This is a genomic window from Duganella sp. sic0402 (assembly GCF_019219065.1).
Lineage (GTDB): Bacteria > Pseudomonadota > Gammaproteobacteria > Burkholderiales > Burkholderiaceae_D > Rugamonas.
In genome coordinates, this window is the sequence record NZ_JAHUWK010000018.1 from 35,899 (window position 1) to 60,633 (window position 24,735).

Below are 24,735 nucleotides of genomic sequence, written 5' to 3' on the forward strand. Positions count from 1 at the left end.
TCATCTTGGACCGTACAAGGAGCTGCGTCAAGCGCGGCGCATCCGGTGTTTGAGGCGGATCAGAGTTCGTCCAGCGAGAACAGGCGGCGGTGTTCGCGGATGGCGTAGCGGTCGGTCATGCCGGCGATATAGTCGGCAATCTTGCGCGCCTGCTTGTTGATGTCGCCCGATTTGTCCTGGTAGTCCGGCGGCAGCAGCACCGGCTCCGCCATGAAGGATTCAAACAGCTCGCGCACAATGCGGCTAGCCTTCACCCGCATGCGGTTGACCTTGTAATGACGGTAGAGATTCGCGTACAGGAAGCGCTTCAGCTCGGTCGCATCCTTGCGCATGCCGTCCGAGAAGCGTATCAGCGGCGGCGCCGCGCGCACGTCGTCTATCGACTTCGGCGCAGCCTCGGCAATGCGCGCGGTCGAGGTGACGATCAGATCGTCGGCCAGCGCGGTAATCAGCCGGCGCAGGGTTTCGTAAATCGCGCGGCGGCCCGACAAGCCCGGATACGCCTGCTGCACATCGCGCCACAGCCGCGCAAAGAAATCCACCTGCTCCAGCTGTTCGATCGAGATCAGACCGGAACGCAGGCCGTCGTCGATATCGTGGCTGTTGTAGGCGATCTCGTCGGCCAGATTGGTCAGCTGCGCCTCCAGCGACGGCTGGGTGCGGTCGATAAAGCGCTGCGCCACCGGCCCCAGCAGCTTCGCATTGTTCAGCGAGCAGTGCTTGAGGATGCCCTCGCGGGTTTCAAACATCAGATTCAGGCCATTCCAGGCGCCGTAGTGTTCTTCCAGTTCGTCCACCACCCGCAGGCTTTGCAGATTGTGCTCGAAGCCGCCGTAATCGTGCATGCACTCGTTGAGCACGTCCTGGCCGACGTGGCCGAACGGCGTGTGGCCCAGGTCATGCGCCAGCGAAATCGCCTCCACCAGATCCTCGTTCAAGCGCAGGTTGCGCGCCAGCGAGCGGCCGATCTGCGCCACTTCCAGGCTGTGCGTCAGGCGCGTGCGGAACAGGTCGCCCTCGTGGTTGAGGAACACCTGCGTCTTGTACTCCAGCCGGCGGAAAGCCGACGAGTGAATGATGCGGTCGCGGTCGCGCTGGAACTGGCTGCGCGAGGCGTGCGCCGTTTCCGCGTGCAAGCGGCCGGCGCCGCCCTCGGAATGGGCGGCATAGGGTGCGAGGTATTCTTCCGGCGCCACGGCAATCCTCCGCTTACACGCAGGCTGCCAGCGTCGCCAGCAGCAGTTCCTGCGGCGCATTGCTGATTTTCGGCGAACCCAGCGGATTCATCAGGATGAACTTGATGGCGCCGCCTTCGTTCTTCTTGTCGACCTCCATCGCTTCCAGCCACTTGTCCACGCCGAGGTCCGGCGCTTGCACCGGCAGGCCGGCGGCGGCGATCAGCTTGCGCACCCGTTCCACCGTCTCGGCGTCGATCAGGCCCATGCGCTGCGACAAGTCGGCCGCCATCACCATGCCGCAACCGACCGCCTCGCCGTGCAGCCAGGCGCCATAGCCCATGCCGGCCTCGATCGCGTGGCCGAAGGTGTGGCCGAAGTTGAGGATGGCGCGCAGGCCGCCCTCGCGCTCGTCCTGGCGCACCACGTCGGCCTTGATCTCGCACGAACGGGCAATCGCATAGGCCAGCGCACCCTTGTCGCGCGCCATCAGCTTGCCGATATTCGCTTCGATCCACTCGAAGAACGCCAGGTCAATCACCGCGCCGTACTTGATCACTTCCGCCAGGCCGGCCGATAGCTCGCGTGCCGGCAGTGTCTCCAGCGTCGAAGTGTCGGCGATCACCGCGCGCGGCTGGTAGAAGGCGCCGATCATATTCTTGCCCAGCGGATGGTTGATGCCGGTCTTGCCGCCCACCGAGGAATCCACCTGCGACAGCAAGGTGGTCGGCACCTGGATGAAGTCAACCCCGCGCATATAGCTGGCGGCCGCATAGCCGGTCAGGTCGCCGATAACGCCGCCGCCCAGGGCGATCAGCGTGGTCTTGCGGTCGGCCTTGTTCTCCAGCAGTGCATCAAAGATCTGCATCAGGCTGGTCCAGTTCTTGAATTCCTCGCCGTCCGGCAGGATCACCGTGGTGACTTGCTTGCCGGCATTGCGCAGCCCGGCTTCGATGCGCTCCAGGTACAGCGGCGCCACGGTGGTATTGCTGACGATGGCGACTTTGCCGCCATGCACATGGCGCGCCAGCAGCGCGCTATCGTCCAGCAGCGCCGGGCCGATGGAAATCGGGTAGCTGCGCTCGCCCAAGTTGACATTTAACAGGATGTTGGATTGTTCGTTCATCGATGGTTCGGCGTGGGTGGAACAGTTGGGCGCGGCCTCGCAGGCGCGCGTCTCCATCTGGTTCAAAATGGTCTGAACCATCGATTGTACGTTAGGACGGCCGGTATCGATGACCAGGTCGGCAATTTCCATGTACAGCGGATCGCGCACCGCCATCAGCTCTTCCAGCTTCTTGCGCGGATCGGCGGTTTGCAGCAGTGGCCGGTTTTTGTCGTGGGCGGTGCGCTGCAGGATGCTGTTGACGGTGGCGCGCAGGTAGATGACGGTGCCGCGCGCCTTCAGAAAGGCGCGGTTGTCGGCGTTGAGAATGGCGCCGCCGCCGGTCGCCAGCACGATGCCCTGCTGGCCGGTCAGCTCGCGGATCACCTCGGCCTCGCGGCGGCGAAAGCTGGCCTCGCCTTCGATTTCAAAGATCCACGGAATCGAAGCGCCGGTACGCGCCTCGATCTCGTGGTCGGAGTCAATAAAATTCAGCCCCAGCTTGCGCGCCAGGATGCGGCCGATGGTGGTTTTTCCCGCCCCCATCAGGCCGACTAGAAACACATTTTGCATGCACGATCCAACTTATAACGGGTTACTGCACTGAGTCGACACCCCGTAAGGACTGATCTCGCCCGGTGGGCGGATGTTCTGGGTAGAGTAATCGGTGCTTAATCCTATCAAGTGTACCAGAGAGGTGTAGCGGGACTCCGTGCCGCTGGCCTGGCCGCGTATCGTCAGGTTCACATCCAGCCAGTAGACGCGGTCGCGCGCGTAGGTCAGCGACACCGTGGCGCGGCCGCTGGCATCGGTGGTCACCGACGGCGTGACGCTCACCGGTATGCCGGGGTCCAGCCTGCCGTTACCGTTGACGTCCTCGCCGGGATCGATGATGCCGTTGTTATTGAGGTCCTCGTTGGCACAGCCGTTGCGCACCGCCGGCGCCCATGGCCCCGGCGCCACATAGGTCAGATAGCCTTTGAAATAGCTGACCGGCAGCACCGACGCGGTCAGGTTGACCCCGGACACGGCGTTGCCGGCCGCGTCGGTGACGATCACCGCGTAATCCATCTGGTAGGTGGCGCTGTCGGGGGTGCCGACCGTGTTGCCGGTGCCGGCGCTGATGAACAGCGATTTCTGCGCCACCGTCAGGCGCGCCACCGCGCTGGCGCCCGAGCCGCCAACCAGCCGCGCCTGGATCTGCACGCCATCGGTAGGCGTCACCGAGGTACCGGCGATGAAGCTGGTGGTGGCGCTGCCGTCGGCGCCGGTGACCACTTCCGCCGGCTGGGTCAGCGCGCCGCCGCTCGGGTCGGCGATGATGGAGAAGGCCACGCTGGCGTTCTTGACCAGGTTGTTCTGCGCCGTGCCATCGCGTACGATGGCACGCAAGGTAGCCTGCTGGCTGGAACTGCCGATGGTGTTGACGCCGATCACCGCCGGGTCGGCCTGCACGGTGATGGTGGCGCTGCCGGTCAGCGGCGCCACAAACTCCAGCGCGGTCTGGGTGGTCTGGCCGCCGGCGTTGGCGGTCAGCGTGGCCACGCCGGGGCCGGTGGCGTCGAGATAGGCAGTGGCGGCGCCGCCGGACAGGGCCAGCGCGCCGCTCAGCGGCGTGGTGCAGCTGGCGTTGCTGTACACCGTGCCGCGCGAGGTACTGATGCTGACGCTGCCGCCCGGCGCATTGCTGACCGCCACCAGCTGGCAGCCGCCGATCGCGGCCGAGGTCTGCACATTGCCACCGCCGTCCAGCACCCGCACCGCAAACGCGGACGCGTTGATGATCAGGCTGGCCGAGGCGATCTCGCCCATCGAGCGGACGGTAATCACGTCCGACGTGCCGCTGCTGGCCGCATAGCTCAGCACCAGCTGGCCGCCGGCATTGGTTACGGCCGCGCCGCCGCCCTTGACGCTGAGCGTATTGGCGCTGGAGCTGAAGCTGACCGGCTTGCCGATCAGCGCGTTGCCGGCAGAATCCACCAGCTTGACGGTCACATCGCTGGACGAGCCGATATTGACGGTCGGCGTGGCGTTCACCGTCAGCCGGTTGCCGCTGACGTTGACGACGGCGGTGGCCGTGGCCGCGCCCGGCACGCTGGCGCTCACCTTGATGGCGCGCGAGGTGGGGTCGCCGCCGGTGCCCAGCTTCTCGGTGACCACGCCATTGGCGTCGGTGATGCGGTTGGTCAGCGTCAGGCTGCCTGAGTCGGAGCTCAGGTTGACGCTGACGCCAGGCATCACTGTGTTGTTGGCGTCGCGCACCAGCGCGGTGACGATCACCTCATTGCCGGCGACGCCAGCCGAGGCCAGCGTGCCCTTGTCGGTGGTCAGCGTCAGCGTCGGCACGGCGTTGATCACCTTGACCGTGATCGCGCTCGACCTGGCGCCGCCGGCGCTGGCGGTGATGGTGATGTCGCGCGGCGTGGCATCGCCCTTGACGCTGAGTTTCTCCACCACCTGCCCGGAGGTGTTGCTCAGCCGGTTGGTGCTGCTGACGGTGCCGGAGCTGGCGCTGAAGCTGACCGTCTCGTTGGCCAGCGCATTGCCGCCGCTGTCCTTGACGATGGCAGTCAGCGTCACCTCGGTGCCGTCCAGGCCGGACGAAGCGATGGTGGCCGCGCTGGCGGTCAGCGTGACGCTGGCAGCCTTGGACGGCGTCACCCCATTGCTATTGGTGCCGGGCGAACCGCCGCCACCGCCGCAGGCCGACAACAAACCCGTGCAGGCCAGCGTTGCCAGCCATCCTGTGAATTTATTCATCAAGCACATCCCATTCAGAGAGGTTCAAGTCACCGCGCCGTCGACAGGCGCTCCGTCACGATCTTCGGCGTGATAAATACCAACAGCTCCGTCTTGTCATTGGTGCGGCTGTTGCTGCGGAACAGGTAGCCCAGCACCGGCACATCGCCCAACAGCGGGACTTTGTCGGTGGTGCTGCGTTCGGTTTGCTGATAGATGCCGCCCAACACCACGGTGCCGCCATTGTCGACCATCACCTGGGTCTTGACGTGCTTGGTATCGATGGCGAAGCCGGAACGGGTTTCCTGGCCGACGCTGTCCTTGTTGACATCGACATCGATGACCACGTTACCGTCCGGCGTAATCTGCGGCGTCACCTCCAGCCGCAGATTGGCCTTGCGGAACTGGATCGAGGTGGCGCCGCTGCTGGTGGCCACCTGATAGGGCAGCTCAATGCCCTGCTCGATCAGCGCCATCGATTTGTCGGCGGTAATCACGCGCGGGCTGGAAATGATCTTGCCGGTGCCGTCTTCCTCCAGCGCCGACAGCTCCAGGTTGAGGAAGCGGTTGGCGGCCGAGGAAAACAGGCTGATCGCCAGGCTGCCCGCCTGCGCGCCATTGATATTGCCGGCCGGCAGATTGATGAACTGGGTGTTGTTGAAGCTGTTATCGGAGTTAGGCACCTGGCCGGTGGTCTGGCCGATGCCGGTGAGGTTGCCGCCGATGGCGATGCGGGTGTTGCCGTTGCCGATCTGGTAGCCGGAATCGCCGCCGCGCAGGGTGCGCATGTCGGAGAAGCCCAGCTTGGCGCCGAGGTTGCGGGTAAAGGTGTCGCTGGCCTCGACGATGCGCGCCTCGATCAGCACCTGCTTGGTGGCGACGTCGGTCTTGGCGATCAGCCGCCGCACGTCCTCCAGCTTGGAGGCGATGTCGGTGACGAACAGCTGGTTGGTGCGCGGCTCGATGATGGCGCTGCCGCGCTTGGACAGGATGCGGTTCTTGGCATCGCCGCCCTCCAGGCCGAATACGGTCTTGAAGGCTTCGGCCTTCTGGTAATTCAGCTGAAAGATTTCCGACTTCAGCGGCTCCAGGTCAGCGATTTGCGCGCGCTGCTCCAGCTCCAGTTTCTCCTTGGTCAGCAATTCCTCCTTGGGCGCGATCCAGATCACCGAACCGTTCTTGCGCATGTCCAGGCCTTTGGCTTGCAGGATCACGTCCAGCGCCTGGTCCCACGGCACTTCCTTGAGGCGCAGCGTCAGGTTGCCGCTGACGCTGTCGCTGGTGATGATGTTGAGACTGGAGATATCGGCGATCGCCTGTAGCGCCGCGCGTACTTCGACGTTCTGGAAATTGAAGGACAGCTTTTCGCCGCGATAGCCTTGCGAGCCCTGGGTCAGCTTGTTCGGGTCTTCCTTGATCGGCTTGACGTCCACCACCAGTTGCGTGTCGCTCTGATAGACGGTCTGCTCCCACAGGCCGCGCGCTTCGATGATCAGGCGTGTGTTCTCGCCCTGCGGCGCGGTAGTCACCAGCGACACCGGCGTGCCGAAGTCGCCCACGTCCAGCCGGCGGCGCAGATTTTCCGGCACACCGGTCTTGAGGAAGTCCACCATCACGCCGGTCGGCGTCTGCCGCACGTCAACCGCCACCTGGTTGTTGGGCAAATCGACGATCACCCTGCCCTCGCCATTGGCGCCACGGCGGAAATCCAGGTCGCGCAGCAATTGACGGCTGGCGGATGCGGCGGCTGCGGTTCTGGCAGGCAGTCCGGCGCCATCGACTGCTGTCGCCAGGCCGCCGGAACCGTCGATGGTCAGTATCACCGACTTGCCGTCGATCGCGGTGGCGTAGTTCAGCGTGCGCTTCAGATTGAATACCAGGCGCGAGCGCTCGCCGGCCTGCACCAGATTGACGCCGCGCAGATCCCCCTGGTTCAGCTCCAGCACATTTTTGCCGGTAGCGTTGATGGTGGCGCCGAAGTCCAGCGCGATGCGCGCCGGGTTGGTGATGGCAAAGCTGATCGGTGGCGCGGCCGGCGCATCTCTGAGCGCGATGCGGACGATCACGTTGGCGCCCTGCTGGTTGGCGCTGATCGATTCGATGGCGTTGGCGGCAGGCGGTTCAACGGTCTGCGCCTGCGCGCCGCCGATCAACTGTAGCAGCAGCGCCAGCGCCATCACTGGTGCCCGGGCGACGGACCAGGCCCGTCTGGCCGTGGTGTGAGCGGTCATTTGGCGTTCTCCTTGCTCTCCTGCAGTTCCAGTTTGGAGCTGCGCTCGACCCAGTCGCCGGTGGCATCCTGGACGATTTCCCTGAGGTTGACTGTGTTCTCGTCAATGCTGGTGATGAGCCCGTCGTTCTGGCCGATATGCTGTCCTTTGACCACCTGGTGCACCGCGCGGTCGATTTGCAGCACGGCGTAAATCACGCCTTTTTTCTCGATGGTGCCGACCATGCGGATGGTATCCAGCGGATAGCTCTCCAGCAGCTCCTTGCGGCGCTGGGTGTCCGGATGGATGCCGCTGGCGCCGCCCTGCGCGGCCTGTTTGGCCAGTTCCGCCAGCAGCTTGTTGGGATCGAACGGGTCCGGGCCATCCTTGTTGGCGTAAGCAAACGGGATGAAGGTCTTGGGCTCGGCCAGCGCCGGCACATTGACCTTGGCCTGCGCATCCGCCTGTTTCATCCAGGCGCGCACTTCCTGCACGTCGCTGTCGCCGCAGGCGCTCAGCACAAGGAGTAAGCAGATGGCGGCTGGCGTCCTCATGATTTTTTCGCCGCCTTTTTCTTGTCAGCCGCCGCTTTGCGCTGCGCCGCCACTTCGTCCGGATCGAGGTAGCGGAAGGTCTTGGCCACCGCCTCCAGCGTCAGCGTGCCGTCCTTGCCGGTCGATAGCGCCAGGTTGTTGAGCGTGACGATGCGCGGCAGGTAGGCGATATCGCCGGTGAAGGCGCCGATGTCGTGATAGCTGCCGTTGATCTTGATATCGATCGGCAGCTCGGCGTAGTAATCCTTGATCACCACCTGCTGCGGCTTGAACAGATCGAACTGCAAGCCGCGCCCGGCGCCCGCCTGGTTGATGTCGGTCAGCAGTGCCGCCATTTCAGCCTTGCTCGGCAGCTGTTTCTGCAAGCGTTCGACATACAGGTCAACCTGGGCTTTCTGCGCGCGCAGCGCATCCAGGTTGATCGCCTGCTCGGTCTTGGTCTGGTATTCGCCACGCAGCTGGCTTTCGACCTGGGCGCCGGCTTCCTGCTGCTCGAACTGCGCGCTCCAGTAGCCGAAATAGCCGGCCGCGCACACCGCCGCCGTCACGCCTACGGCGCACAGCACCCGTGGCGCCAGCGGCCACTGGCCGGGATGCAGGCCGCTGAGGTCGCGGAACTGCGCCGCCAGATCCGCAAACAGGAGGTTGAGATCGATGTTCAGCCGCGACGCCATCAGCTGCGCTCCCTGGCTTTGCCTTTGGCGCCCCTGGCATCGTCGCCGGGCTGGTCTTTGTCGCGCGCACGCTTGATGAACACGTTGAGGTTGAACTCCACCACTTTCTTGGCAGTCTTGCCCTGGCCCAGTGCGGTGGACTTCACTTCGATCAGATCCGGCCGCTCCAGCCATGGCGACACGCCGGCCAGGTTGCGCAGCAGCTCGGACACCCGCTCCTGCGACTGTGCGTAGCCGTCGATCGCCACCTTCTGTCCTTCCTGGCGGAAGGCTTTCAGATACACGCCCGGCGGCGTCTGCTTGACCAGTTCGTCCAGCAGGTACACCGGCTGGTTGCGCTCGCCCTGTAAATCCTCTACCGCCTGCTGGCGCGCCTTCAACGCTTCGATTTCCTGCTTCAACGTGGCGATCTCGGCGATCTTTTTGTCCAGGCCGGCAATGGCGGTTTGCAACTCCTGATTGCGCGCGTCCTGGATGCCGATGGCGCGCGCGTTGTAGCCGCCCACCAGCAGTACCACGCCGACGCCGATCACACCGCCCAGCGCCAGCAAGGCATAGAAGGCTTGCTTCTTCCGCTTGCGTTTTTCCTCGCGGTGCGGGAGCAGGTTGATGCGTATCATCAGCCGAACCTCCGCAGCGCAAGGCCGCACGCCACCAGATAGGCTGGCGCGTCCAGCCGCAGCTGCGACTCGCGCACGGCGGCGCCAAGCTGCATGCCCTGGAACGGCGAGATCACGGCGCTGGCGATGCGCGTGCGGCTGGCGACCAGTTCCAGCAGGCCGGGAATCAGCGCGCAGCCGCCGGCCAGGAACAGCTGGTCGATCCGGGTGTAGGGCGTGGAGGTGTAGAAGAACTGGATGGCGCGCGTGACTTCCAGCGCGGCGCTTTCCAGAAACGGCGTCAGCAGCTCGGCGTGGTAGTTGTCCGGCAGGTCGGCGGTTTTCTTGCGCGCCTCGGCTTCATCGAATGACAGGCCGTAGCTGCGCACAATCTCCTGGGTCAGCGTGTTGCCGCCGAAAGGCTGCTCGCGCTCGTAGACGGTGGCGCCGTCGAGCATCACCGAAATATGCGTGACGTGCGCACCGATCTGGAACAGCGCGATCACTTGGCCAGCGCCGCCTTGCGGCAGCTGCGCCACCACCCGGTCCAGCGCGGCGCGGGCGGCGTAGGACTCGATGTCCATCACGCTGGCCTTGAGGCCAGACGCCTCGGCGATCGCCACGCGGTCCTCGACTTTTTCGCGGCGCGAGGCGGCCAGCATGACTTCGATATCGTCAGGCGAATTGGCGGCCGGGCCGATCACGTCAAAGTCCAGGCTGACTTCGTCCAGCGCAAACGGAATGTACTGGCTGGCTTCGGATTCGACCTGCACTTCCAGCTGGTCTTCCGACATGCCTGCCGGCAGGATGATTTTCTTGGTGATGACCGACGCGGGCGGCATGCCCAGCGCGACCAGCTTGGCGCGCGTGCCGCTTTTCTTCCAGACCCGGCGCACCGTCTCCACCACCTGGTCCATGTTTTCGATATTGCCGTCGGTGACGGCGTTGCGCGGCAGCGGCTCGGCGGCGCAACGCTCCAGCCGGTAGTCGGCGCCGCCCTTGGCGACCGGCGCCAGCTCCACCAGCCGCACGCTGGAAGTGGAAATGTCGATGCCCACCAGCGGCGGGTTGCCTTGGCCCAGCAAGGCCTTGAGATCGATCATGCGTGTCCTCCGGCGCCGTGGTGGCCACCTATCCTGCAACCCATCCGAAACGGAACTGTTTGCATAAAGGAAACTCGCTATAAAACCTGCGTTGAGAAGGTTATATCTGTCATTACATTAAATCGCGCCAATTTAAGTGTAAAGATATTTCTATTGTGCACAATTACTATGGTGTGAGGCTTACGCCACACTCATGGCGCGGCTTGCGGCTCGCTTATAATGGCCGCGACCTATAACCGAAAGATCGAACTGCATGACCTCTAACAATTCGACACCCCCAACACCAGCGAAACCGGCCAAGCCAGCGTCCCGTTTCTTCCTGATGGCCGGCCTCTCCCTTGCCGGCCTTGGCGTGACTGGCGTGCTGCTAGTGGTGTTTGGCCTGGCGATGGCCTACCCCAACCTGCCCGAGCTCGACACGCTGACCGACTACCGTCCTAAAATGCCGCTGCGGATCTTCTCCGCCGACAATGTGCTGATCGGCGAGTTCGGCGAGGAGCGCCGCAACCTGGTGCGCATCAAGGACATCCCGGACGTGATGAAGAAGGCAGTGCTGGCGATTGAGGACGACCGTTTCTATGAGCACGGCGGCGTCGACTACACCGGCATCCTGCGCGCCACGCTGCACAACGCGGTCGGCAGCGGCGGCAAACAAGGCGCCTCGACCATCACGCAGCAGGTGGCGCGTAACTTCTTCCTGTCCAGTGAACAGACTATCAAGCGCAAAGTCTACGAAATGCTGCTGGCCTGGAAGATCGAGAAAAACCTCAGCAAGGATCAGATCCTGGAGGTTTATATGAACCAGATCTACCTGGGCCAGCGCGCCTACGGTTTCTCGTCGGCCGCACAAATCTACTTCGGCAAAAATCTGCGCGACATTAGCGTGGCCGAAGCCGCCATGCTGGCCGGCCTGCCGAAAGCACCATCGGCTTACAATCCGGTAGTCAACCCCAAACGCGCGCGCACCCGTCAACAATACATTTTGCAGCGCATGCACGATTTGGGCTACATCAGCGACAAGCAATATGAAACCGCCAAGGCCGAAGACCTGAAGGTGAAAACCGACAGCAGCGAGTTTGGCGTGCACGCCGAATACGTGGCCGAACTGGCGCGCCAGCTGGTGTACGAACAGTTCAAGGAAGACACCTACACGCGCGGCCTGAATGTGTTCACCACCATCACCAAGGCCGACCAGGACGCCGCCTACCTGGCGCTGCGCAAAGGCGTGATGGACTACGAGCGCCGCCACGCCTATCGCGGCCCGGAAGCGTATATCGACATCCCGGCCAAGAAGGAAGAAGCCGACGACGCCATCGAAACCGTGCTGGCCGAACATCCGGACAACGACGACCTGGTGGCCGCCGTGGTGCTGTCGGCCACGCCGCAGCTGATTACCGCCGTCACTGCATCGGGCGAAGAAATCAAGATCAGCGGCGGCGGCCTGGAGCAAGGCCGCTCGTGGCTGTCGGACAAGAATCCGCCGAACAAGCGCATCCGCCGTGGCGCGGTGATCCGCGTGCTGCAAGAAGGCAAGGACTGGCTGGTGGCGCAGATGCCGGAAATCGAATCGGCGTTTGTCGCGGCCAGCACCACCGATGGCGCGATCAAGGCGCTGGTCGGCGGCTTCGACTACAACCGCAACAAGTTCAACCACGTCACCCAGGCATGGCGCCAGCCGGGCTCCTCGTTCAAGCCGTTTATTTATTCGGCGTCGCTGGAACGCGGACTGTCGCCGGCCACCGTCATCAACGACGCGCCAATCTCGTTTGACGCCGGCCAGACCGGCGGCCAGGCGTGGGAACCGAAAAACTACGATGGCAAGTACGACGGTCCGATGACCATGCGCAAGGGCCTGACCAAGTCCAAGAACATGATCTCGATCCGCATCCTGCACCGCATCGGCGCCAAGTACGGCCAGGAGTACGCGACCCGCTTCGGCTTTGACGCCGACAAGAATCCGCCTTACCTGACGCTGGCACTGGGCGCGGGCAACGTCACGCCGCTGCAAATGGCTGGCGCGTATGCGGTGTTTGCCAACGGCGGTTACAAGGTCAGCCCTTACCTGATCTCCAAGGTGACCGATGCCGACGGCAAGATCCTGTCGCAAGCGCATCCCGACCTGGCCGGCGACGAGAAAAACCGCGTGATCGACGAGCGCAACGCCTTCCTGATGGATTCGATGCTGAAGGACGTGGTGCGCTTCGGCACGGCCGCCAAGGCGAATGTGCTGGGCCGCCGCGACATCGCCGGCAAGACCGGCACCACCAATGACTCGATCGACGCCTGGTTCGCCGGCTACCAGGCCAAGCTGGTGGGCATCGCCTGGATCGGCTACGACCAGCCGAAAAATCTGGGCAACCGCGAAACCGGCGGCGGCCTGGCCTTGCCGATCTGGATCAACTACATGCAGAAAGCGCTGAAGAACATCCCGATCGAAGAACGCGCGGTGCCGGAAGGCGTGATGCTGGTGGGGGATGAGTACTACTATGCGGAAAATCCGCCGGGCACCGGGGTCAACAACCTCGATGCACCGGGGCACGGCACCCCGGCCGAGGAAAAGGCCAAGGATGCTGTGAAGAACGAGCTGTTTTAACAATGAAAAGCCCGGCGATGACACTGTCGGGCTTTTTTCTTATGGGCCGGTCACGGCCTTGACCAGCGCCTGGCGGGCGACATAATCCGATACTTGCGGCATCAGGTGACCGTAGTCAAAGCTGGTGATGCCGGTTTTCGGATCATCGCCCATATAGGTCATACAGCCTTCCGGCTTGCACAGCACATCGATCAGGTCGACATAAGCGATGCTGCGGTCAGCGGCCGGGAAGCCCTCCCTCAGGGTGCGGTCCAGTTCCATCACGTCGGTACGCAGTCCATGCTTGGTGTAGCGTGGTTTTGCAAACCAGAGATCGGTCATCATCAGCGTCGGCAGGTTGGTGCTCCAATGCGGCACCGGGCCGGGGAACACCACACGCCCAACACCCAGGGCTTTCAGGCCGCCGGCCAAATGCTTGAAATTGGCCAGCGAGTGGCCGAGATTCTGTCCCACCAGCACCACATCCGGACGGACTTCCGCGATCGTCTTACGGGCGAACCAGTTGGACTGAACGCACTGGTCTTCACGCGACGGCCCGGCCGCTTCCAGTGACGGGGTGCAACCCGAACTGGCCACTTGCAGCACCTGCCAGTCGGCCGGCAGATTCTTGCGCAGTCCGTAGGACAGATGCTCCGCATGGGAGTCGCCCCAGATCAGCACCACCTTGGCTTTGGCGGGATCGCGCTGGTAGCAGCTGGTCGGAATCTCCGCGCGCGGCACTTGGGTAACATGGCCGGCGCGGTAACTATCGATATCGAAGAACTGGCACTCGGCGTGGTTTTTCTGCGGATAGCCGATGCGATTGAAAAAGCGCCACTCGGCCGGATCATTAATGAAGTAATCGGAAAACTCCTTGCGATCCTTGAGGCGGAAACTCATTCCGTCGCGTCGGTAAGTGTTATAACCGATCAAAGCCAGGGCCACCATCAGCACCACCAGCACCGTGGTCTTGCGGCGATGATTACCAGCCGAACGGATCGGCCGCTCCAGCAGGCGGTAACTGAGCCAGGCCAGCGCCACGGCGGCCACCATCAGGGCGATGCGCAACGGTGTCGAGACGCCATTGCGTTCGAACATGCTGCCGAACACCAGCAGCGGCCAGTGCCACAGATACAGCGGGAAACTGATCAATCCCAGCCAGACCAACGCCGGATGGGCCAGTACCTTGCGGTTGAACCAGGCCGAGCTACCGGCGGCGATCAGCAGCACCGCGCCCAGCGTCGGCATCAACGCGCGCCAGCCGGGAAAGCCGCTGTCCTCGCGGATGGTCAGCAGGCCAATGACAATCAGCAGCGCGCCCAGCAGCGACTGCACATCCCGCAGCGTACCGCTGGCCCGCGGCTGCGCGTAGATGATCCTGCCCAGCAAGGCGTCCAGCCGGGGCCTGGCGCTGCCCAGCATGCTATGACCGTGCAGCGCCAGCCAGGCCAGCGCCGAGCCAGCCAGCATCTGCCAAAAGCGCGCCTGCGGCGCATAAAAGGCGCCGGTAGGGTCGCTGCGGATCAGCTTGAGATTGATGCCGAAGGAGACCAGCGCCAGCAGCAGGCTAAGCGTCAGCAAATGGTAGCCGCGCCGGTAGGCCAGCAACAACAATGCCGGCCAGACAATATAGAACTGCTCTTCCACTCCCAGCGACCAGAGATGCAGCAAAGGCTTGGTTTGCGCCGCCAGATCGAAATAGCCCTGCTCTTTCCACAGCACCAAGTTAGACACAAATACGGCGCCGCCGGCGATATGCTTGCCCAGTTGCTTGTACTGGTCTCCCATCATCGCGAACCAGCCAAACACATAGCAGGCGGCCATGACCAGCAGCAGCACCGGGAAGATGCGGCGCACCCGGCGGCTGTAAAAATCCACGACGCTGAAGCTGCCGCGCTCCAGATTGGCCATGATGATGGTGCTGATCAAAAAACCGGAAATGACGAAAAAGATATCCACGCCGATGAACCCGCCGCGCAGCGCGTGGGGGAAGGCATGGAAAGTCACGACGCTGAGCACAGCGACGGCGCGCAGGCCATCGATATCGGCGCGGTACTTCGGATGCACTGCGGCGTGGGTGCTTGCAGTGGCATGAACAACATCAGCGGTGGCGCCAGTCTGGCTCTGCAACGGCAACTCCTGCATGAAAACTCCGGTCACATTACTTAAATAACCGATAATTTTATCGCAAAATCTATTTATCACTGAATTTTAGCGATTGCAGCTAGCCCTGACTGGTGTTGCGGCAATGCAATGTCAGGCGGCGCTGAGTACCACCGGCGCACCGCCCTGCTTGGTGACCTCCTCGGATAGGGTGGCGAACAGTTCGGAACCGTCGCGGGTGTTGAGCCACTGGCCATCCTTCTGGCGGTAGTGATAACCGCCGGAACGCGAGGCCACCCACAGCTCCTGCATCGCCGCCTGGCTGTTGACGATGATCTTGGAACCATTGTCGATAAACTCGATTTCCAGCACATTGCCGCTGCGGCTGCACTCGACATCGGTCATGTCGGCATCGTTCAAACGGTCGAGCGCCGCCTCGATGGCATTCAAGGTGGCTTCGGCTTGCGCCAGGAATTCTGATTCGCCCATGCTACACTCCAGTATCTGCACTTAAATAATTCGTGATTCTATCGTGAAGTCCACTTTCCGTTTGATTATTGGCACAGCCACCCTGTGCCTGACCGTATTGCTGAGCGGCTGCGGCCAACCCGGTCCGCTGTACTTGCCCAAGCCTCCAGCGGCCAAGCCTGCCAAGAGCGGCAATGCCCCTGTCTCGACTCCTGAAACCGCTGCCCCTCAACAATAATTCCTATGTCGCAATTTTCGTATAAAGACGGCGTGCTGCACGCCGAAGGCGCTTCGCTGAGCGCGATCGCCGAGCAGTTCGGCACCCCGACCTATGTCTACTCCAAGGCGGCGCTGCTGAACAATTTCGCCGCCTACGCCGACGCCTGCCAGGGCCGTGATGCGCTGGTGTGCTACGCCATGAAGGCCAACTCCAACCTGGCCATCCTCGACCTGCTGGCGCGCCAGGGCGCAGGCTTCGACATCGTCTCCGGCGGCGAGCTGCTGCGCGTGCTGGCGGCCGGCGGCGATCCGCGCAAGGTGATCTTCTCCGGCGTCGGCAAGAGCGTGGAAGAAATGCGCCTGGCGCTGTCGCATGACATCCTGTGCTTCAACGTCGAATCGATCCCCGAGCTGCACCGCCTGAACGACGTGGCTGGCGCGATGGGCAAGCGCGCGCGCATCTCGCTGCGCGTCAACCCGAACGTCGATCCAAAGACCCACCCGTACATTGCGACCGGCCTGAAAGCCAGCAAATTCGGTGTCGCCTTCTCGGACGCGCTGGCAACCTATCGCGCCGCCGCCCAGCTGCCGCACCTCGACGTGGCCGGCATCGACTGCCACATCGGCTCGCAGCTGCTGGACGACGCGCCGCTGCTGGAAGCGCTGGACCGCCTGATCGAGCTGATCGACCAGCTGGGTTCGGAAGGCATTGAACTGCACCATCTGGACATTGGTGGCGGCATCGGCATCGACTACCGTGAAGCAGGCGAATCCGCGCCGGTACCGGTGGGCGACTACCTGGGCCGCCTGTTCGCCAAGATCGACGCCTGGCGCGCGGCGCGCCACAACGGCAAGGCGATCAAAGTGATCTTCGAGCCGGGCCGCTCAATTGTCGGCGACACCGGCGTGCTGCTGACCCGTGTCGAATTCCTCAAGCACGGCGAAGAAAAGAACTTCTGCATCGTCGACGCGGCGATGAACGACATGGCGCGTCCGGCGCTGTACCAGGCGTGGATGGACATGCAGCCAGTGGTGCAAGGCAGCGCCGAGGCCGCCGTGTACGACGTGGTCGGCCCGATTTGCGAATCCGGCGACTGGCTGGCACGCGACCGCTCGCTGGCGATAGCCGCAGGCGACCTGCTGGTCATGCACACCGCAGGCGCCTACGGCATGACCATGGCCTCCAACTACAACACCCGTGGCCGCGCCGCCGAAATCATCGTTGACGACACCGTGCCACACCTGGTGCGCCAACGCGAAAACCCGGCCGACCTCTACGCACTAGAGTCCCTGATCAAATAAAATCCGGGGTCAGTTCCGCCAAACGTACACGGGCTCGTGTACGTTTGGCGGAACTGACCCCGGATTATTTGCGGGCGGCCCACCAGACGCGCATCAGTAGCAGGGTGGCGAGGATGGCGCCGAAGAGGATCGGCTGGGTGAAGTTGTGCTTGCCTGCTTTCATCCACCAGAAGTGCAGCACGGCCAGCGGGGCGATCACGTAGATCAGCCGATGCAGCCATTGCCAGCGCTTGCCGCCCAGCCGCTTGATCATGCCGTTGGTGCTGGTCACCGCCAGCGGGATCAGCAGCGCGAAGGCGATGAAGCCGACCGTGATGAAGGGCCGCTTCAGCACGTCTTTCCACATCTCGGCCAGGTCAAAGAAGTGGTCGAACCAGAGGAAGGTGATGAAGTGCAGCAGGCCGTAGAAGAAGGTGTACAAGCCCAGCATGCGCCGGAATTTGATCAGCCAGTTCCAGCCGCTCAGGCGCCGCAATGGCGTTACCGCCAGCGTGAAGCACAGGAAGTACAAGGTCCAGTCGCCAGTGCCGCGTGTGATGAATTCCAGCGGATCGACCAGCTGGTCGCTTATCGTCAGGTAGATCATGCGCAGCAAAGGGATCAGCGCCGCGATGAAGACGGCGCCTTTCAGCCAGCTGACTTGCCTGGTCGTCAGCATCAGTAGAATTTCTTCAGGTCCATGCCGGCGTACAGCGAGGCGACGTCGCTATAGCCGTTGAACATCAGCGTCTTGCGCTTGCGCGACAGGAAGCCGTCTTCACCGATGCGGCGCTCCGATGCCTGCGACCAGCGCGGGTGGTCCACGTCCGGATTCACATTCGAGTAGAAGCCGTATTCGCTCGGCGCCGACAAATTCCACGAGGTGCGCGGCTGGTCTTTCACAAAGCGGATCTTGACGATCGACTTGGCCGACTTGAAGCCATACTTCCACGGCAGCACCATGCGCACCGGCGCGCCGTTCTGGTTGGGCAGCACTTCGCCATACATGCCGAAGGTCAGCAGCGCCAGCGGATGGTTGGCTTCGTCGATGCGCAGGCCTTCGGTGTATGGCCATTGCAGCACGCGGCTGCCAACGCCCGGCATCTGCTTCTTGTCGGCCAGCGTGACGAACTCCACGTATTTGGCGTTGCCGGTCGGTTCGACCTTCTTGATGATTTCGGAGAACGAATAGCCTATCCATGGGATCACCATCGACCAGCCTTCCACGCAACGCAGCCGGTAGACGCGCTCTTCCAGCGGCGCCAGTTTCAGCAGCGCGTCGAGATCCAGCGTCATCGGCTTCTTGACCTCGCCTTCGATGGCCACCGTCCACGGACGGGTTTTCAGCGTGCCGGCATACATCGCCGGTTCGCTCTTGTCGGTGCCGAATTCGTAGAAGTTGTTATAGGTGGATGCGTCTTTGAACGGCGTCTGCTTGTCCATCGCCGAATAGGCCGGATTCAGTTTAGCGGGCAGTTTGACGCCCTGGGCGAAGGCCTCGCGCTGCGCCATTTCCAGCAGCACCGCGCTGCCAAGCGCGCCCATGGCGATCTGCTTCATGAAGCTGCGGCGCGATTCGTACAGCGCGCGTGGCGTGATTTCCGAGGAAAACGGCAGGTCGATGCCGTTGGGGCTGCGCTTGATCAGCATGATGGCTCCGGTAGGTTCGTATGGGGTACACCTTACACGAATCTACCTGAGCCAGTTTTAAACTTCTGTTTACAATTTACCGTAGGAGTGCAAACCGGACAGGAACATATTGACGCCCAGGAAAGCGAAGGTGGTCACCAGCAGGCCCACCAGCGCCCACCAGGCCGCCGGACGGCCGCGCAGGCCGGTCATCAGGCGCATGTGCAGCCAGGCTGCGTAGTTCAGCCAGACGATCAGCGCCCAGGTTTCCTTCGGGTCCCACGACCAGTAGCCGCCCCACGCTTCCGCCGCCCACAGCGCGCCCAGGATGGTGGCGATGGTGAAGAAGGCGAAGCCGGCCGAGATGGCCTTGTACATCACGTCATCCAGCACCTCTTCCGACGGCAGGCGGTCCTTCAGGTAGCCCGAGGTTTTCAGCAGATAGGCCGCAGCGACCATGGCCGCCAGGGCAAAGTTGCCATAACCGATAAAGTTGGCCGGGACGTGGATCTTCATCCACCAGCTTTGCAGCGCCGGCAGCAGCGGCTGGATGTCGGCCGCGTTGCGCGAGGTGGTGTACCACATCAGGAAGGCAATCGCCGCCGAGATCACCAGCAGCACAAACGGGCCCATCTGGCGGGTCGCATAGCGCTGCTCGAAGTACAGGTAGAACATCGCGGTGATCAATGAGAACAGGATGAACACTTCGTACAGGTTGGATACCGGAATGTGGCCGACGTCGGCGCCGATCAGGTAGGACTCGAACCAGCGCACCATCATGCCGGTCCAGCCCAGCACCACGGCGGCCCAGCTGAGCTTGGTGCCCAGGCTGGACGCCGATTCCGAGCGGCCGACAAAGCCGATCCAGTAGAACACGGTGGAGATGACGAACATCACGCTCATCCACAGCACCGCCGACTGGCTGGACAGCATCATGCGCAGCCAGAATTTCTGCGTGCCGTTGTCCAGCTGGCCGTTGTACATGGAGATCGCCCACAGCGACAGCAGCGCGATCAGCGGCATCAGCCAGCGCACCGGCTTCCAGTGCCAGCCCAGCGCGGCGAAGGTGGGTGCGCTCAGCAGCAGGATGGCCTGCTCGTAGATGTCCATGTGGTGGCCATAGCGGTTCAGGCCAAAGATCGCGCCGGCCAGCAGGGCCAGGGCGAACAGCCAGTCGACCACCGTCAGGCGCTTGAAGTAACCGGGCGCCTGCTGGTAAGTCTGCGTGGCTTGCTGGGATTGGGTCAGTTCCATTCGTTTCTCCTGCTTAGGCTGCCGATTGTGGCAGCTTTTCCTTCAGTGTTTCAAATTCTTTCTCGAAGTCCAGCGTCTTGCGCTGGGTGCTCATGGCCATCAGCGCCTCGGCGCCGTTGCCGCCGGCGTCGTCCTTCAGCCAGATCCACAGGCGCCGCTCGCGGATGTAGAACATGGAGAACACGCCCAGCACCAGGAACAGGCAGCCAAGATATACCACGTTCTTGCCCGGCGAGCGGGTAATCTGGAAGACCGATGCCTTGATTTCGGTAAATTCATCCAGCTGCAAATACACCGGCGCGCCGTACAGCGACACATCCGACAGCGCGTTGGTGGCCAGTTGCAGGAAGCGCGCGTGCTGCTCGTCCTCGCTGACCGGTGCCAGGCCTTCCTTGGCGCGGGCAATCTGCCACAGGTCCCACAGGCTGCCGTTAAGGATTTTCATGAAGGCGTCGATGGTCTTGTCGCGCGCCTCTTCCGGCACATTGCCAAGGAATTGCGAGACGGCCATGAAGCCGCCGACTTTCTGGTTGCCGGCGAAGATGGTCAGCGTCTTGTCGGCCGAGGCCTGTAGCGTCTCACGCATGCTGCCCTTGCTGCCATCCTGGGTGGCGCGCTCGGCGTAGCGCTGGGCGGCGGCGGCGCGCAGTTCCGGATTTTGCAGCGCAGCACGCAAGCGCATCCACTCAGTCAGGCCATGGGCGTCGTCCGCCGGGATGCGCAGGTAGCTGAAATTGTCCGCCGGATTGGTGCGCATGCCGGCCAGGAATACAGTGGCGCCGTCGATGGTCACCGGCTGCATGTAGTTGTTGAATTCGCGCGCCTGGCCAGTCTTGTCGCGCAGCTTGTAGCTGACGCTCGGGCCGATGTTTTTCAGGTCCTTGTTGACCGCGTTCTTGCCGGCCGAGCCAGTGTGCTTGTCCAGGCTCTGCGCCAGCTCTTCCTGTAGCGAGCGGCCTTTCTTGACGGCGCGCGGATCATCGGTGGCGCCGATGTTTTCCACGTTGAACGGGCGGAAGCCCGACCATTCCACCGTGTACTCGTCGTTCAGCTTGGTCGCGCCGCCAACTTCACCATCCATGCCAAAGCGCTTGGCTTCGCCGCCCATCATGGCGTAGCCGTTCAGCTTCAGCTTGGAGCCGCCGTCTTCAAAGCTGGACTGGTAAATCGCCAGGCCGCTGAAGATCAGCGGCTTGTTGACTTCGATGGTGGCTTTGACCGTCTCGCCGGTGGCGTTGTTGCGTACTTCGACATCGCTGGCATACAGCTTGGGCATGCCGGTGCTGTAGAAGTCGATGGTGAATTTTTTCAGGTCGATGGTGATCGGCAGTTCCTGGATCAGCACGCCGTCCGGGCGGGTCAGGATGGCGGTATTGCTGTTCTGCCCTTCCGGAATCATGGTGTTGCCACGGAAAGTGGGATTGCTGACGCTGAGGCGGTGCTGCGGCGGTACTTGCGAAATCAGGCCGCTGCCCTTGAATGGCGTCTTGCCGAGGAACCATTCCTGCAGGCGGATCGGCACGTCCGAGTCCAGCAGGCCGCCGATGCAGATAATCACAATCGACGCGTGGGCGAAGATATAGCCGAATTTATTGGCGCCGCCGCGCTTGGCGGCAACCAGCGTGCCGTGCTCTTTCTCCACCAGCTTGACCTGGTAGCCGGCGTCCTTCAGCCGGGCGGCGCTCTGCTGCGCCAGCGCCGCGCGCGACAGCGGCGCGCGCCACTGCATCTTGTGGTGGAAATTCAGCAGAGATTGCTCGCGCACGTTTTCACGCCAGCTGCGCATATCCTTCAGCATCTTGGGCGCATTGCGGATGATGCACAGCGTAGTGGAAATCACCAGCGCCGCCATCAGCAGCAGGAACCACCAGGCCGAGTAGACGGTGTACAGGCCGACCTTGCGGAACACCTCGTACCAGAACGGGCCGAACTGGTTCAGATAGTTGGACGAAGCCTCGCCCTGCTTCATCACCGTGCCGATCACGGCGGCAATGGCGATCATCGCCAGCAGCGCGATGGCGAAACGCATGGAGGAAATCAGTTCAACGATTTCACCAACGATGGGGCGGCGGGTTTTCAGCTGGATGCCGGTGGTGCTGGGGCTACTCATGCGGGTTCAGATTCTTTAATGAAGAGGTTGGGCGGCAGGATACCAAGAAAAAGGGCAGCTTGCTCACGCAGCCGCCCCATTCTTTTGGCCTATTTTTGCCTGTGCCGCATGCGGACGATGCGGTTTGATCAACTTTATTTCAGGCCTGCTACGTAATCCGCGACCGCCTTCATCTCTTCATCCGACATGCGCTTGGAGATCGGGGCCATTTCCACGCTCTTGCGGGCGCCCGACTTGAACAGCCCCAGCTGCGCAATGGTGTAGTCCTGATGCTGGCCAGACAGGCGCGGATACTGGACCGGGATGCCGTTGCCGGTCGCGCCATGACAGCTGGCGCAGGCTGGCACGCTCTTCTCGGCGATGCCGCCGCGATAGATCTTCTTGCCCAGTTCAATGATGTCCTTGTTCTTGGCGGCGCCAGGATTCTGCTTCTGGCTCACCAGCCAGGCGGCGACGTTGTGCTTGTCTTCATCGCTGAGCATGGTGGCAAAGGTGGTCATCACCGGCTGGTTGCGATCGGCGGTGGTAAAGTTCACCAGTTGCTTGTACAGATAGCCTTCATGCTGGCCGGCCAGCTTGGGATTGACGCTGATGGTGGAATTGCCGCCGGCGCCGTGGCAGGACGCGCATGCCGGCAAGCCACGGGCAGCGTCGCCATCGGTGTACAGGGCGGCGCCTTTGGCTGGATCGATTTTCGGCGTGGCAGGTTGGGCGGGCTTCTTGTCTTCGGCGGAGGCGGTGGCCGTTACGGCCAGCAAGGCGACGAGCAAGGATTTAACAAGCGGTGAAAACACACTATTCATTCAAGCACCCTTGGAGGAGTCTAAAAAGTTTTTAAACCGAGAGTGCCACCGCAGCACTAAAACGTGCTAGGAAGCACTAGGTAACTACTCATTGTACAATAGCTTAAAAAAATACCTGCCTTAACGTGTTGCTTTTTCCCCCACTCCCCCATGTCTAAACTCTGGCAAGCCCGCTTCTTTACTACTGTTAACCAGCTTCGCGACCTCCCCGACACCCAGGTGCCGGAGATCGCTTTTGCGGGCCGTTCCAATGCCGGCAAATCGACCGCCATTAACATTTTATGCAACCAAAAGGGGTTGGCCTTTGCGTCCAAAACGCCTGGCCGCACCCAGCATATCAACTTTTTCTCGATTGGTGGGGCCCATGTTGCCCAGCACCGCAAAGATCCGACCATCGTCGATGAAATCCAGGCCCTGCTGGTCGACCTGCCCGGCTATGGCTACGCCGAAGTCTCCGGCTCGGCCAAGCTGCACTGGCAGCGCCTGCTGGGCGACTATGTGCAGCGCCGCGACCAGCTGGCGGCACTGGTGCTGATCATGGATTCGCGTCGTCCGTTCACCGAGCTGGACGTGCAAATGCTGGAGTGGTTTGCCCCCACCGGCAAGCCTATTCATTGCATTTTGACGAAAGTTGATAAACTAAACAGGAACGAGTCCGTCAACGTGCTGCGCCAGGCCCAAGCCAAGCTGGACAGCTACGTGGACGAGGACGGCGAAGGCTTCCCCTTCACCGTGCAACTGTTCTCCGCGCTCAAGCGCGTCGGTATCGACGAAGCCAACGACAAGATTCTGGAATTGTTCGGCCTGTCAGATGACGGCGCCGAGGCGGCGGAGGCGCCCACCCCTGAGTTAGGAAGTGATAGCAATGAGTAAAGTTTCTGCCCAATTCCCCGCCATCCGCATGCGCCGCATGCGCCGTGATCCCTTCTCCCGCGCGCTGATGCGCGAGAACGTGGTGACGGCGGCGGACCTGATCTACCCGGTGTTCATCCTGGAAGGCACGCACCAGCGCGAGGCGGTGGCGTCGATGCCTGGCGTCGAGCGCGTGTCGGTCGACCTGCTGCTGAAGGTGGCCGAAGAATGCGTGTCGCTGGGCATCCCGGTGCTGGCGCTGTTCCCGGTGATTGATGTATCGAAGAAAACCGCCGATGGCGTGGAAGCCACCAATCCGGATGGCCTGGTGCCCCGCGCGGTGCGTGCGCTGAAGCAGGCCTTCCCGGAACTCGGCATCCTGACCGACATCGCGCTGGACCCGTACACCAGCCACGGCCAGGACGGCCTGATCGATGACAACGGCTATGTCATCAACGACATCACCACCGACATGCTGGTGCGCCAGGCGCTGTGCCATGCGGAAGCCGGCGTGGACGTGGTGGCGCCGTCGGACATGATGGATGGCCGCATCGGCGCGATCCGTGAGGCGCTGGAAGCCGCTGGCCACATCCACACCCGCATCATGGCCTACTCGGCGAAATATGCGTCAGCCTTCTACGGCCCGTTCCGCGACGCGGTCGGCTCGGCCGCCAATCTCGGCAAGGGCGACAAAAACCAGTACCAGATGGACCCGGCAAACAGCAACGAAGCGCTGCGCGAAGTTGGCCTGGACCTGGCCGAAGGCGCCGACATGGTGATGGTCAAGCCGGGCATGCCCTACCTGGACATCGTGCGCCGCGTGAAAGATGAGTTCAAGGTGCCGACATTTGCCTACCAGGTCAGCGGCGAATACGCGATGATCAAGGCGGCCGCGCAAAACGGCTGGCTGGACCACGACAAAGTGATGATGGAATCGATGCTGGCCTTCAAGCGCGCCGGCGCCGACGGTGTGCTGACCTACTTCGCGCTGGACATCGCCCGCAAGCTCAAATAAACCTCGGGGTCAGTTCCGCCAAACGTACACGGGCTCGACTGCGTAGCAGTTGAGCCCGTGTACGTTTGGCGGAACTCGTATATTGAGCATACCGCCCCATCATCGGATAAAGTGGTAGAGGCGGCCAGGCAGGGTGATGCCGGTCGGAATTTGGGCCATTGAGCCCGTGGGTCAGATTGGTACCCCTGCCTGTTTCATTTTATAAGTCCGAACGGTATCTTGGGCTATTGCCTCGCGCATAAGCCCGCATACGAGAAAGGTCAAAAATGG

At 62.5% G+C, this 24,735-nt stretch carries 20 protein-coding genes; 5 read left to right on the top strand and 15 right to left on the bottom strand.

What is annotated here, in order from left to right:
* Window positions 1–59 precede the first annotated feature (59 nt).
* The 8 genes from KW842_RS26360 to KW842_RS26395 are packed head-to-tail and all read right to left on the bottom strand — an operon-like array spanning window position 60 to window position 10,159.
* Window positions 60–1,196 (bottom strand): deoxyguanosinetriphosphate triphosphohydrolase, encoded by a 1,137-nt coding sequence (locus KW842_RS26360; protein WP_218307123.1) that lies wholly within the window; start codon window positions 1,194–1,196, stop codon window positions 60–62.
* Between the two features lie 13 nt (window positions 1,197–1,209).
* Complete coding sequence (aroKB, locus tag KW842_RS26365; protein ID WP_218307124.1) at window positions 1,210–2,853, bottom strand: bifunctional shikimate kinase/3-dehydroquinate synthase AroKB; 1,644 nt, start codon at window positions 2,851–2,853, stop codon at window positions 1,210–1,212.
* Window positions 2,854–2,865: 12 nt separating this feature from the next.
* Complete coding sequence (locus KW842_RS26370; protein WP_218307126.1) at window positions 2,866–5,040, bottom strand: Ig-like domain-containing protein; 2,175 nt, start codon at window positions 5,038–5,040, stop codon at window positions 2,866–2,868.
* Window positions 5,041–5,069: 29 nt separating this feature from the next.
* A complete protein-coding gene (gene pilQ / locus KW842_RS26375; protein ID WP_218307127.1) occupies window positions 5,070–7,250 on the bottom strand; it encodes a type IV pilus secretin PilQ in 2,181 nt (726 codons plus the stop codon).
* On the bottom strand, window positions 7,247–7,783 hold the full coding sequence (locus KW842_RS26380; protein ID WP_218307128.1) for a pilus assembly protein PilP: 537 nt from the start codon (window positions 7,781–7,783) through the stop codon (window positions 7,247–7,249). Before KW842_RS26380 ends, pilQ begins: the two co-directional genes overlap by 4 nt.
* Window positions 7,780–8,457, bottom strand: a complete 678-nt coding sequence (locus tag KW842_RS26385) for a type 4a pilus biogenesis protein PilO (protein ID WP_218307129.1) — start codon at window positions 8,455–8,457, stop codon at window positions 7,780–7,782. The genes KW842_RS26380 and KW842_RS26385 overlap by 4 nt, the downstream gene beginning before the upstream one ends.
* Window positions 8,457–9,077 carry a PilN domain-containing protein gene (locus tag KW842_RS26390; RefSeq protein ID WP_218307130.1) on the bottom strand — a complete coding sequence of 207 codons (621 nt, stop codon included), beginning with the start codon at window positions 9,075–9,077 and terminating at the stop codon, window positions 8,457–8,459. The genes KW842_RS26385 and KW842_RS26390 overlap by 1 nt, the downstream gene beginning before the upstream one ends.
* Window positions 9,077–10,159: a pilus assembly protein PilM gene (locus KW842_RS26395; protein ID WP_218307131.1), complete on the bottom strand. Its 1,083-nt coding sequence runs from the start codon at window positions 10,157–10,159 to the stop codon at window positions 9,077–9,079. Before KW842_RS26395 ends, KW842_RS26390 begins: the two co-directional genes overlap by 1 nt.
* A 253-nt stretch (window positions 10,160–10,412) precedes the next feature.
* Between KW842_RS26395 and KW842_RS26400 the strand changes: the two genes are divergently transcribed.
* Entirely contained in the window at window positions 10,413–12,752 is a 2,340-nt protein-coding gene (locus tag KW842_RS26400; protein ID WP_218307132.1) for a penicillin-binding protein 1A, read from the top strand.
* Window positions 12,753–12,791: 39 nt separating this feature from the next.
* Here KW842_RS26400 and KW842_RS26405 read toward each other — a convergent pair whose 3' ends face one another.
* Window positions 12,792–14,876 carry an acyltransferase family protein gene (locus KW842_RS26405; RefSeq protein ID WP_218307133.1) on the bottom strand — a complete coding sequence of 695 codons (2,085 nt, stop codon included), beginning with the start codon at window positions 14,874–14,876 and terminating at the stop codon, window positions 12,792–12,794.
* A 111-nt stretch (window positions 14,877–14,987) separates the two neighbouring features.
* A complete protein-coding gene (cyaY, locus tag KW842_RS26410) occupies window positions 14,988–15,323 on the bottom strand; it encodes an iron donor protein CyaY (RefSeq protein ID WP_218307134.1) in 336 nt (111 codons plus the stop codon).
* A 43-nt stretch (window positions 15,324–15,366) separates the two neighbouring features.
* Here cyaY and KW842_RS27915 point away from each other — a divergent pair, with 43 nt between their 5' ends.
* On the top strand, window positions 15,367–15,540 hold the full coding sequence (locus tag KW842_RS27915; protein WP_373925241.1) for a lipoprotein: 174 nt from the start codon (window positions 15,367–15,369) through the stop codon (window positions 15,538–15,540).
* A gap of 5 nt (window positions 15,541–15,545) precedes the next feature.
* A complete protein-coding gene (gene lysA, locus KW842_RS26415; protein WP_218307135.1) occupies window positions 15,546–16,823 on the top strand; it encodes a diaminopimelate decarboxylase in 1,278 nt (425 codons plus the stop codon).
* 64 nt (window positions 16,824–16,887) lie between these two features.
* Here lysA and KW842_RS26420 read toward each other — a convergent pair whose 3' ends face one another.
* The 5 genes from KW842_RS26420 to KW842_RS26440 form a co-directional block, all read right to left on the bottom strand.
* Window positions 16,888–17,481 carry a sulfite oxidase heme-binding subunit YedZ gene (locus KW842_RS26420; protein WP_218307137.1) on the bottom strand — a complete coding sequence of 198 codons (594 nt, stop codon included), beginning with the start codon at window positions 17,479–17,481 and terminating at the stop codon, window positions 16,888–16,890.
* Window positions 17,481–18,452 (bottom strand): protein-methionine-sulfoxide reductase catalytic subunit MsrP, encoded by a 972-nt coding sequence (gene msrP / locus KW842_RS26425; RefSeq protein ID WP_218307138.1) that lies wholly within the window; start codon window positions 18,450–18,452, stop codon window positions 17,481–17,483. The genes KW842_RS26420 and msrP overlap by 1 nt, the downstream gene beginning before the upstream one ends.
* A 69-nt stretch (window positions 18,453–18,521) precedes the next feature.
* Window positions 18,522–19,685 (bottom strand): c-type cytochrome biogenesis protein CcsB, encoded by a 1,164-nt coding sequence (gene ccsB / locus KW842_RS26430; protein WP_218307140.1) that lies wholly within the window; start codon window positions 19,683–19,685, stop codon window positions 18,522–18,524.
* A 13-nt stretch (window positions 19,686–19,698) separates the two neighbouring features.
* On the bottom strand, window positions 19,699–21,795 hold the full coding sequence (locus tag KW842_RS26435) for a cytochrome c biogenesis protein ResB (protein WP_218307142.1): 2,097 nt from the start codon (window positions 21,793–21,795) through the stop codon (window positions 19,699–19,701).
* A 134-nt stretch (window positions 21,796–21,929) separates the two neighbouring features.
* Window positions 21,930–22,598 carry a cytochrome c gene (locus KW842_RS26440; protein ID WP_218307143.1) on the bottom strand — a complete coding sequence of 223 codons (669 nt, stop codon included), beginning with the start codon at window positions 22,596–22,598 and terminating at the stop codon, window positions 21,930–21,932.
* Between the two features lie 150 nt (window positions 22,599–22,748).
* On the opposite strand from KW842_RS26440, the gene yihA reads away from it, so the two are divergent.
* Window positions 22,749–23,471 carry a ribosome biogenesis GTP-binding protein YihA/YsxC gene (gene yihA, locus KW842_RS26445; RefSeq protein ID WP_218307144.1) on the top strand — a complete coding sequence of 241 codons (723 nt, stop codon included), beginning with the start codon at window positions 22,749–22,751 and terminating at the stop codon, window positions 23,469–23,471.
* Window positions 23,464–24,465 carry a porphobilinogen synthase gene (hemB, locus tag KW842_RS26450; RefSeq protein WP_218307145.1) on the top strand — a complete coding sequence of 334 codons (1,002 nt, stop codon included), beginning with the start codon at window positions 23,464–23,466 and terminating at the stop codon, window positions 24,463–24,465. Before yihA ends, hemB begins: the two co-directional genes overlap by 8 nt.
* Window positions 24,466–24,735: the final 270 nt, after the last annotated feature.